Origin of the sequence: Agrobacterium sp. (assembly GCF_032092815.1) — a bacterium.
In the GTDB taxonomy this organism is placed as follows: Bacteria; Pseudomonadota; Alphaproteobacteria; order Rhizobiales; family Rhizobiaceae; genus Agrobacterium.
The window spans coordinates 53694-64128 of record NZ_DAMDBP010000003.1 but is presented as its reverse complement, the minus strand read 5'-3'; the positions used below and the strand labels follow the sequence as shown (position 1 = coordinate 64128).

9 protein-coding genes are annotated in these 10435 nt (G+C 56.3%); 5 read left to right on the top strand and 4 right to left on the bottom strand.

Annotated features, from left to right (window positions below):
- The 3 genes from RT613_RS02210 to RT613_RS02200 form a co-directional block, all read left to right on the top strand.
- The coding region (locus RT613_RS02210) for an SPFH domain-containing protein (RefSeq protein WP_313612620.1) at positions 1-534 on the top strand (534 nt) is incomplete at its 5' end.
- A 115-nt stretch (positions 535-649) separates the two neighbouring features.
- Positions 650-1024, top strand: coding sequence for a nuclear transport factor 2 family protein (locus RT613_RS02205; RefSeq protein ID WP_313612618.1), 375 nt, complete (start codon positions 650-652; stop codon positions 1022-1024).
- 173 nt (positions 1025-1197) lie between these two features.
- Complete coding sequence (locus RT613_RS02200) at positions 1198-2739, top strand: Do family serine endopeptidase (protein WP_313612616.1); 1542 nt, start codon at positions 1198-1200, stop codon at positions 2737-2739.
- 99 nt (positions 2740-2838) lie between these two features.
- Here the strand turns inward: RT613_RS02200 and RT613_RS02195 are convergent, their stop codons facing one another.
- From RT613_RS02195 to serB, 3 genes are read right to left on the bottom strand one after another with little or no spacing between them, the layout of a single operon-like run.
- The gene (locus RT613_RS02195; protein ID WP_313612615.1) at positions 2839-3891 is read right to left on the bottom strand and encodes a trifunctional transcriptional activator/DNA repair protein Ada/methylated-DNA--[protein]-cysteine S-methyltransferase; all 1053 of its coding nucleotides are present in this window, start codon (positions 3889-3891) and stop codon (positions 2839-2841) included.
- A 55-nt stretch (positions 3892-3946) separates the two neighbouring features.
- The gene (locus RT613_RS02190; protein WP_313612614.1) at positions 3947-4519 is read right to left on the bottom strand and encodes a GNAT family N-acetyltransferase; all 573 of its coding nucleotides are present in this window, start codon (positions 4517-4519) and stop codon (positions 3947-3949) included.
- The gene (serB, locus tag RT613_RS02185; protein WP_313612613.1) at positions 4516-5406 is read right to left on the bottom strand and encodes a phosphoserine phosphatase SerB; all 891 of its coding nucleotides are present in this window, start codon (positions 5404-5406) and stop codon (positions 4516-4518) included. Before serB ends, RT613_RS02190 begins: the two co-directional genes overlap by 4 nt.
- Here serB and miaA point away from each other — a divergent pair.
- The gene (miaA, locus tag RT613_RS02180; RefSeq protein ID WP_313612612.1) at positions 5405-6301 is read left to right on the top strand and encodes a tRNA (adenosine(37)-N6)-dimethylallyltransferase MiaA; all 897 of its coding nucleotides are present in this window, start codon (positions 5405-5407) and stop codon (positions 6299-6301) included. The two genes, serB and miaA, sit on opposite strands and share 2 nt — an antisense overlap.
- Here miaA and RT613_RS02175 read toward each other — a convergent pair whose 3' ends face one another.
- Positions 6302-8275, bottom strand: coding sequence for an ATP-binding protein (locus RT613_RS02175; RefSeq protein WP_313612611.1), 1974 nt, complete (start codon positions 8273-8275; stop codon positions 6302-6304).
- 365 nt (positions 8276-8640) lie between these two features.
- On the opposite strand from RT613_RS02175, the gene RT613_RS02170 reads away from it, so the two are divergent.
- A complete protein-coding gene (locus tag RT613_RS02170; protein ID WP_313612610.1) occupies positions 8641-10434 on the top strand; it encodes an acetolactate synthase 3 large subunit in 1794 nt (597 codons plus the stop codon).
- Position 10435 lies beyond the last annotated feature (1 nt).

Here is a 10435-nt window from a genome sequence, read left to right as displayed (position 1 = left end):
GTTTACGGTCTTCGTGGTTTCGAATCTGCTCTTTCGGACGCCCGTGCATCAATGATGCAGGAAGTGCGTGACGATCTGCGTCCTGACGCAGAATCGCTGGGCATCAGCATTGTGGATGTTCGTATTCGCCGTACCGACCTGACGCAGGAAGTCTCGCAGCAAACCTTCGAGCGTATGAAGGCTGAACGTCTGGCGGAAGCTGAACTGATCCGCGCTCGCGGTAATGAAGAAGGCCAGCGCCGCCGCGCTATCGCCGACCGTCAGGTCGTCGAGCTGGAATCGGAAGCGCAGCGCGATTCCGAAGTTCTTCGCGGTGAGGGCGACGCTGAAAGAAACCGTATCTTCGCGGAAGCTTTCACCCGTGATCCGGGCTTCTTCGAATTCTACCGTTCGATGGGCGCTTATGCCGCCTCGATGAACGGCAAGGATACGACGCTGGTTCTGTCACCGGATTCGCAGTTCTTCCGTTATTTCAACAATCTTTCGGGTACACAGCCTCAGCAGCCGCAGGCTGCACCGGCTCCAGCCAACTGATCGATTGTCGAATAGAAAACAAGAAAAGGCCGGTTTGATACCGGCCTTTTTTGTGCGTGACAGTTTTATGGATGGCAGGGGTGGAACTGCCGCAATTTCAGATGTTTGGATGATGATGAGCGATCAAATAGACGAGACTGTTCTGTTGCCGGTGCAAAAGCAACTTGAGGCCTATAATGCCCGCAATATTGATGATTTCATGCAGTGGTGGGCCGATGACTGCCAATATTATGCATTCCCATCGACCTTGCTGGCCAGTGGCGTTGCTGATATCCGCGCCCGGCATATCGAGCGGTTCAAGGAACCTGATCTGAACGGCAAATTGCTGAGCCGGATTGCGGTTGGCAATGTGGTGATCGACCATGAAACCGTCACCCGTAACTTTGCAGATGGCAAAGGTGAAGTTGATGTTATCTGCATCTATGAAATGGATGGTGGCAAGATTTGCAAAGCATGGTTCAAGCTTGGCGAACCACGTTTGCGCAAGTGAAAGCGCAGGAAAATGCAGTCGATCACGAAAAGGTATTTTTACACTTCATCATTCCGCCTTATGGTTGATGAATAGGATTGAGAGAAAGCTTGCATTCCCCGAATAAATCATGCGTTAAGCGGGAAGAATAAGTTTTAGAAAATTCCATTTGCGGTTTAATACACGAGGATTCCATGGCCCCGATACTGCGCTCGCCTTTCCGCTCCACCATTTCTGTTGCTGCGGCACTTGCCCTGCTGATGAATGGTCTGGTTTTGACGGTTCCTGCGCATGCACAAAGCCAGGGCCCTGCATCCGTTGCTGATCTTGCCGAGCCACTGCTGGATGCGGTGGTGAACATTTCCACCTCGCAGAAGGTCAAGGAAACCGGCAAGGGACCCGTGCCGCAGGTGCCTGAGGGATCGCCTTTCCAGGAGTTCTTCAAGGACTTTTTCGATGGTGAACGTGAGCAGAAAGGTGGCCAGAAGGTCAACTCTCTGGGGTCCGGTTTCGTGATCGACCCCAAGGGTTTTGTCGTCACCAACAACCACGTCATTGAAGGCGCTGACGATATTGAAGTGGTGTTTCCAAACGGCTCCAAGCTGAAGGCAACGCTTGTCGGCACCGATACCAAGACTGACCTTTCCGTTTTGAAGGTGGAGCCGAAGGCGCCGTTGAAGGCGGTCAAATTCGGTGATTCCCGCGCCATGCGTATCGGCGACTGGGTTATGGCCATCGGTAACCCCTTCGGTCTCGGCGGCTCCGTGTCGGTCGGTATCATTTCGGCGCGTGGCCGCAACATCAATGCTGGCCCTTACGACAACTTCATCCAGACGGATGCGGCGATCAACAAGGGCAACTCCGGTGGTCCGCTGTTCAACATGAAGGGCGAAGTTATCGGCATCAATACGGCGATCATTTCGCCGAGCGGCGGTTCGATCGGTATCGGCTTTTCCGTGCCAACCGAGCTTGCCCAGAACATCGTCAACCAGCTGATCGAGTTTGGTGAAACGCGCCGTGGCTGGCTTGGCGTTCGTATCCAGCCGGTCACCGACGATGTATCGTCAAGCCTTGGCCTCGATAGCACCAAGGGTGCGCTAATCTCTGGTGTCGTCAAGGGTGGCCCGGTTGAAAACGGCCCGATCGAGGCCGGTGATATCGTTTTGACTTTTGACGGCAAGCCGGTCAACGAAATGCGCGACCTGCCACGCGTGGTGGCGGAAAGCCCGGTTGGCAAGGAAGTTGACGTTATTATCGTGCGGGATGGCAAACAGCAGACCGTGAAGGTGACGCTTGGTCGTCTGGATGATTCTGCGTCCGCATCGGATGAAACCACGTCGGAAGAGCCAACCGATGGTGATACCGGCAATGACATGACCCAGCAGGATGATGGCGCACCGATGGGTGATGACCAGCTGACTGATGGCAATGACGAGCCGCAAAACGTGCTGGGCATGCAGCTTGTCAAACTGACCGACGACCTGCGCACCGCGCGTGGCATTGCCTCAAGCGTTGAAGGCGTGCTGGTTGAAAGCGTGACCGATGGTTCGGTTGCGGCGGACAAGGGTGTGAAATCGGGCGATATCATCGTCGAAGTCGGTCAGGATTTCATGGAAGTGCCCGGCGACGTGATGGTGCGTGTCAACGGCCTGAAATCGGAAGGCCGCAAGAACGCCCATATGATGATTGCCGATGCACAGGGCAATCTGCGTTTCGTGGCCCTGCCACTGGAATAAGACAAGCCATCCGGCTGAAGTGCTTAAAACCCCATGCGGATGATGATCCGCATGGGGTTTTGTGTTCCAGGCATTCAGCAGTGCAGTTTATCACAGATATCAGGTCAAGAACTGCCGTTCGATCTCGATCAGTTTCTGTTTGCGCCACAGTCCGCCGCCATAACCGGTGAGTGAGCCATCTGCGCCGATCACCCGGTGGCAGGGAATGATCAGGGCAATCTGGTTGGCGCCATTGGCGCGGGCGACGGCCCGTGTGGCGGTCGGTCTGCCAATCTGTTCGGCAATCTGGCTGTAACTGCGCACAGCGCCTGCCGGTATCTCACGCAAGGCATCCCAGACCGTCCGGGTGAATTCGCTGCCGTGGTAAGCGAGCGGTATCTTGAAGTCTGCGGACCTACCGGTGAAGTAAGCGTCCAGTTCACTTTCCAGCACGTCGTGCGGTGCAAGACGACCAACGCCAACACTTCCTTTTGACAGGTCCAGCAGCTTTTTCAGTTCAGCGGGGAGGGCTTTGCGGTCGGCGAACTCCAGCAAGTGCAAGCACTTGTTGTCCGTGACGGCGATCATTGTGCCAAGCGGCGTGGTCAGCCAGTCGGCCTGCAACATGGCATTGTCGGCAAGCCGCCCCGGAACCTGACCCAGCAGGCGCGAAAAGGCATTGCGAAATGCGGTCGGTGAATCATAACCGGCATCCTGCTGCGCATCGATGACCCGTCCACCATCACCAAGCGTTTCAAAGCCCTGGCGCAACCGCTCAAGGCGAGCCATTTCCAGAAAGGTCATGCCAAAGTGCCGCTTGAAGCTGCGGCGCACCGTGGAAGGGTCGAGGTTCAATCTCTCGACGTCCTGTTCGCTCCAGCGATAACCGGGCTTTCCCTTCAGGGCATTCAGCAAGGTGGCAATGGCGGGATCAGCCTCTGCGGCCGGGCCGAGCGGGTGACATTTGAGGCAGGCCCGAAAGCCGGATGACATGCATTCCGGCACGCTCGCAAAGAAGCGGCAATTTTCCAGCTTCGGTTTGCGGGCGGGGCAGGTGAGGCGGCAAAATATTCCGGTCGATGTGACGCCGACATAGGCGCGGCCATCATAGGATTGGTCGCGCTCCAGAAGAGCCTTGTAGAGTGTTTGTGTGTCAGGAAGTGTAAAAAGCATGCCCTTTATTAAAGCACATTGCAGCCGTCTGTAGCCTGAAATCGGGCGTGCATTTTTAAAAAGCCTGGCCTGACCGCTCGAGCCATTGCTGGCGCGTCAAGGCATAGGTCACATGCCGCTTGAGATGCGGGTGCGTGTCGGGAACGCGCGGATGGTCAAAGTCACGCGCCGGATCGCGGATCAGGCCCAGGCGTTCCATCACGGCGGTCGAACGGCTGTTGGCGGCCACCGCAAAGGACACGACTTCGGGCATTTCCTTGTCTTCGAAGGCATTGGCCAGCAGGGTGTTGGCGGCTTCCGTTGCGTAACCATTGCCCCAGAAACGGGTAGCGAACCGCCAGCCGATTTCCATGGTGCCGAAGGGGAAGATGTCCTTCATGTCGACAGGGGCAATGCCGCAAAAGCCCATCGGTTCCTGGCTCTCGCGCAATTCGACGGCGTAGAAACCAAAGCCGGTTGCACGGATCATGTCGTTGACGCGCTCAAGGGCAGCATCGGCTGCCTCATGGCTGTGGCGGTATGGAAAAAATTCCATGACCTTTTCGTCAGCATTGATCTCCCGGAAAAGGTTGCGATCGCTTTCTTTCCATTCGCGCAGGATCAGCCGTGGTGTTTCAAGCATCATCAAGCGGTGACGAAATCCGATTTGCGATAACCCTGAATATAAAGCAGGGCAGTGAGATCGCCGTGGTCGATGCGGATCTTGGCTTCTGCCGCAACGGCCGGCTTGGCATGGATGGCAACACCGGAACCGGCAAGGCCGAGCATGCCGAGGTCGTTGGCGCCGTCACCGACTGCAATGGCGTCATCGGTTGAAATGCCGAGCTTGCCGGCGATATCGATCAGCGAATCGACCTTTGCCTGCTTGCCAAGAATGGGCTCGGCCACAGTGCCATCAAGCTGACCATTGTCTTCGCCGAGAATATTGGCGCGGTTTTCGTCAAAGCCGAGCATATCGGCAACCCGGCTGGTGAAAACGGTAAAGCCGCCGGACACCAGCGCCGTGTAATGCCCCTTTGCCTTCATGGTGGCGATGAGTTCCTTGCCGCCCGGTGTCAGGGTGATGCGCTTTTCAATCACGTCGTCCACCACTGAGATGGGCAGACCCTTGAGCAAAGCCACGCGTTCGCGCAGCGCCGGTTCAAAGGCGATTTCGCCATTCATGGCGCGGGCTGTGATGGCAGACACCTTGTCTTTCAGACCAACTTCGGCGGCTAGCTCGTCAATGCATTCCTGGCCGATCATGGTCGAATCCATATCGGCGATAAGCAGCCTCTTGCGACGGCTGTCCTGATCCTGAATGACGATATCGACCGGCGCCCCTGCAATGGCCGATGTGATGGTCTCGCGAGCGCCCTTGGCATCCGTTCCGTCGGCAAGCACGATATCGCATGCTATACCATCTGCCAGCCAGTACAGACCGGAGGCATTAAGCGCATTTGCCACCTTTTCTCCAAGGGCCGAAGTGACGACAGGATTTGACGGATTGGCAATAAGCGTGGCAACGAGAGCCATGATGAAAAACCTTGATGACGATATCGATGCGATCCTGATAACCGGACCGACGGCCAGCGGCAAGTCCGCGCTTGCACTTCGTCTGGCCCGTGAGCGCGACGGCGTGGTGATTAATGCCGATAGCATGCAGGTTTACGATACGCTCCAGGTGTTGTCGGCCCGCCCATCCGACGAGGAAATGGAAGGCATTCCACATTTTCTTTACGGCCATGTGCCGGCGAGCCAGCTTTATTCGACAGGGGAATGGCTGCGTGATGTCACGCCGTTGTTGGCGCGCCTGAAAGACGAAGGGCGTTTTCCGGTTTTCGTTGGTGGCACCGGGCTTTACTTCAAGGCGCTGATTGGTGGCCTGTCCAACATGCCAGGCATCCCTGACAATATTCGTGATCTGTATCGCGCGCGCCTAATCAATGAGGGCTCTGCCGATTTGCACCGGGAGTTGACCGAGGTCGATCCTGCGGTTGCCAACGTGCTGAATGTGCAGGACGGTCAGCGTATCGTGCGCGCCCTTGAGGTTATCACGGCCACCGGCCAGTCGATTGCGCATTTTCAAGGAACAAGCGGCCCGGTGATTGTCGATCCGGCGCGGGCGCAAAAAATCGTGGTGCTGCCAGACAGAACCGTGCTGCATGAGCGCATCAACCGGCGTTTCGAGCTGATGATGGACAAGGGCGCTATTGATGAGGTGAAGGCCATTCTGGCGCTTGGGCTTTCCCCCGATGCAACAGCCATGAAAGCAATCGGTGTTGCGCAAATTGCCGAGATGCTGGCAGGACGACTGACGCGGCAAGACGCCATCGCGCGTGCCTCTGCCGCGACGCGTCAATATGCCAAACGGCAGATGACATGGTTTCGCAATCAGATGGGGGAAGACTGGGAGCGGATCGCTCCCTGATCAGTCTTTTCTGTAAAGGCTGCCGAGCGGATTTTTCAGCAGGCTTTCGCGCAGGGAATTGTTGCGCGAAGGGGCATGTGATGCCGAAGAGGGCTGGCCGCGTGTCAATGCGCTGCTTCCCGGCAGCATTTCCGGCCTATATGGCTCGTAGGACTGGTCAGGCACGGTTGAGCGCATTTCCTTGTTCCAGCTTTCCAGTTCGGCGTCACTGGCCAAATCGTCAAAGGTTTCTGGGCCAAGGACATCTGGATCATCCGGTTCGAAAGCGCCGTAAGTTGCTTCAAAGCTCTGCTGGAAGTTGGAAATGTCAGGGCCTGCCTTGGAGCGCATTCGTTTGACGATGGTGCTGAGATCCATGGTGCCGGGCGTTGGATCTTCAACCCGATTATTCGCCGTGCTGGCCTTGGGCAGATTGCCCGGTGCAAGGCGGGTAAACTTCATGCGCATTGGCACGGCAATCGCCTCGCCAAAGGCAATGGCTTCTCCATTGCCGATGGAGGAGAGGAAACTCATGGTCGACAGCGACGAGTTGGGCATGGCCGACCGGATAATGTCCTGGTCGCGCTCATTGGACAGGCGCATGGCAAACAATGTTGAGCACTGCGAAAGAATGGTCTGGTCGAGTTCACCGGGGCGCTGGGTAATCACACCAAGCGACACACCATATTTACGGCCTTCCTTGGCAATACGGGCAATGGCCTGGCGCGTTGGCACGAAACCAAGCTCCTGGTCGGCTGGCACGTAACGGTGGGCTTCTTCACAGACCACCAGCATGTGAATGGAGCCGTTGCTCCATAGCGCCAGTTCGAAGGCCATACGGCACAGCACCGACACCACCGAATTGACGACTTCGGAGGGGATGCCGGCCAGCTGGAAGGTGGAGATTGGTTTGCCATTTCCGGGGATACGGAAAATATGGGCAATGGTCTCCATGATCGTATCGCTGATCGTGCTGTTAGAGAACATGAAGTGATAGCGCGGATCATTGATTGCCGAGATGATACGCATTTTGAGCGATCGCAAGAAAGGCTTGTCACTTCGGCCTTCAAGGCGGCCGATCCGCTCATCGACCAGCGCCAGGAGATCGGCTATGCGGTAAGGTACAGGTGTGTCTGCGGTGATTGAACTCTTGTCGGTGGGGCGACGCATTGGTGCGCTGTCGGAACCACGAAACGCCCGTTTGGCTTCGGGAATGATGTCACGCAGCACATCAAGCTCTTCCGGTATCGGTTTGCGGCCGCGAAACAGCACTTCGGCAAATTCTTCGAGCCGCATCAACCAGAAGGGCAGGTCGAGCGTGTCGGTGTCGATCACAACAGAATGTTTCGGGAAGGCGGCAGCAAATTCATTGTGCGGATCGAGAATCAATACGCGCAGCTTCGGGTCGGTCTCGATGGCCTTTTGCAGCAGCAGCGACACAGCGCTCGATTTGCCGACACCGGTTGAGCCGACCACGGCGAAATGCTTCGACAGCATGGATGGAATATGAATGGCGGCATCGATGCTTTCATCCTGTGAAAGCTTGCCTATGATGCAGGTGCTGTCCTGGCCGCTGTCATAGATGCGGATGAGGTCTGCGGTGCGGATGCGATGCACGATGGCACCGAGATGCGGATATTGCGAAATGCCTGTGGTGAAGAACTCACTGCCATCCGGCCGCATCTGGACTTCGCCCAGAATTTCGGCCTCGACATTGAAGACGTTGTTTTCGTTTTCCCGCCACTGATTATGCTCGGTGTTCATGGCGTAGGTTAGTGCGATGACGCGGTTTGCACCAACGGCAATGGTGATGAGGCGTCCGACCGACCACAGTTCGGTCAGGTCCGTTTGTCCGGCGGTTGCAACGCTGGAGAGTGTGGCGCGTGAACCCGTACAGGACACGACACGGCCAAGCATGCGGTTGGCGGCGCCATGTTCATCACGTCTGTCCTGCTCTCCGGCGGATGCCGATTTGCGAAGCTCGTCGTTGAACATGTTTTTCCTGCGAGTTGTTCTATCTTTATTGTTGGCAAAAAAACTAAAGGTTCGACTTTAATAACTCGTAAGGATTTTGCGAAACTTTGTTACGAAAAAAGGCAGTTTCTGGAACGAAATGAAATAGAAGGCGATTTTTTTAGCAACATACGTTGACGGATGAGGCATTTCTGTCTAACACTCCGGCCCATGAAAAATCTTAACGTACTTATCGTGGTGGGACGGCGCATGGGCAGGATGGTGTAACCATCCGGCGAAAGCTCCCATGCGCTAAAACAGGCTCCTCAAGGGGCCTTTTTTTATGTCTCGAAACGGGCCAGCTGGCCCAACGATATTCCAAAGCCAGAAGCGGGATGGAAAAGGCAATGACGGATAAGGAAACACCAGACAACAGCAACCGTATGACCGGAGCGGAAATCGTTCTCCAGGCGTTGAAGGACAACGGCGTGGAGCACATTTTCGGTTATCCCGGTGGTGCGGTGCTGCCGATCTATGACGAGATTTTCCAGCAGGACGATATTCAGCACATTCTCGTGCGCCATGAGCAGGGTGCAGGCCACGCGGCCGAAGGTTATGCCCGCTCTACCGGCAAGGTCGGCGTGATGCTTGTGACGTCTGGTCCGGGTGCCACCAATGCCGTGACCCCGCTGCAGGACGCTCTGATGGACAGCATTCCGCTGGTCTGCATTTCCGGTCAGGTTCCCACCACGCTCATTGGTTCCGATGCGTTTCAGGAGTGTGATACAGTTGGTATCACGCGCCCATGCACCAAGCACAACTGGCTGGTAAAGGACGTCAACGAACTGGCTGGCATCATCCACGAAGCGTTCCGCATTGCGCAGGCTGGTCGTCCGGGCCCGGTTGTTGTTGATATTCCAAAGGATATCCAGTTTGCGACCGGCACATACACGCCGCCGTCTGCTGCCGTTTCCAAGAACAATTACAAGCCGAAGGTTCAGGGCGACCTGAATGCAGCCAAGGCTGCCGTGGAGCTGATGTCGCAGGCCAAGCGTCCGGTATTCTACACCGGCGGCGGCGTTATCAATTCCGGCCCGGAAGCCACCCGCTTGCTGCGCGAACTGGTTGAACTGACCGGTTTCCCGATCACGTCGACGCTGATGGGCCTGGGTGCCTATCCGGCATCTGGCGACAAGTGGCTGGGCATGCTGGGCATGCACGGTTCCTACGAAGCCAATATGGCGATGCATGATTGCGACGTCATGATTTGCGTTGGCGCACGTTTCGATGACCGTATTACCGGCCGTCTCAACGCGTTCTCGCCAAACTCCAAGAAGATCCACATTGATATCGATCCGTCGTCGATCAACAAGAATGTTCGCGTTGATCTGCCGATCATCGGTGATGTCGGTCACGTCCTGGAAGACATGGTTCGTTTGTGGCGTGCGCTGCCGAAGAAGCCGGAAGCTGCACAGACACAGGATTGGAACACCCAGATCGATCGCTGGCGTGCCCGCAATTCCTTTGCCTACAAGAATTCCAACGATGTCATCATGCCGCAATATGCGCTGCAGCGCCTGTATGAAGCATCCAAGGGTCGTGACACCTTCATCACCACGGAAGTTGGCCAGCACCAGATGTGGGCTGCCCAGTTCTTCGGTTTTGAAAAGCCGAACCACTGGATGACATCGGGCGGTCTCGGCACCATGGGTTACGGCCTGCCGGCTGCCATCGGTGTTCAGGTTGCGCATCCGGAGGCACTGGTTATCGATATTGCCGGTGATGCCTCGATCCAGATGTGCATTCAGGAAATGTCTTGCGCCATCCAGTATAATCTGCCGGTCAAGATCTTCATTCTGAACAACCAGTACATGGGCATGGTGCGCCAGTGGCAGCAGTTGCTGCACGGCAACCGCCTGTCCAACTCCTACACCGAAGCGATGCCTGACTTCGTCAAGCTGGCAGAAGCCTATGGTGCGGTTGGCATGTATTGCGACGATCCGAAGGAACTGGACGACAAGATTGCCGAGATGATCGCAGTCAACAAGCCGGTTATCTTCGATTGCCGCGTTGCTAACCTCGCCAATTGCTTCCCGATGATCCCGTCGGGCAAGGCCCACAATGAAATGCTTCTGCCGGACGAAGCGACCGACGAAGCCGTTGCCAACGCTATCGATGCCAAGGGCCGTCAGCTCGTTTAAG

Coding starts and splice junctions, on each gene's coding strand:
- miaA (WP_313612612.1), top strand. CDS start 5,405: ATGATGAAAAACCTTGATGACGATATCGATGCGATCCTGATAACCGGA.
- RT613_RS02200 (WP_313612616.1), top strand. CDS start 1,198: ATGGCCCCGATACTGCGCTCGCCTTTCCGCTCCACCATTTCTGTTGCT.
- RT613_RS02195 (WP_313612615.1), bottom strand. CDS start 3,891: ATGCTTTTTACACTTCCTGACACACAAACACTCTACAAGGCTCTTCTG.
- serB (WP_313612613.1), bottom strand. CDS start 5,406: ATGGCTCTCGTTGCCACGCTTATTGCCAATCCGTCAAATCCTGTCGTC.
- RT613_RS02205 (WP_313612618.1), top strand. CDS start 650: ATGAGCGATCAAATAGACGAGACTGTTCTGTTGCCGGTGCAAAAGCAA.
- RT613_RS02170 (WP_313612610.1), top strand. CDS start 8,641: ATGACGGATAAGGAAACACCAGACAACAGCAACCGTATGACCGGAGCG.
- RT613_RS02175 (WP_313612611.1), bottom strand. CDS start 8,275: ATGTTCAACGACGAGCTTCGCAAATCGGCATCCGCCGGAGAGCAGGAC.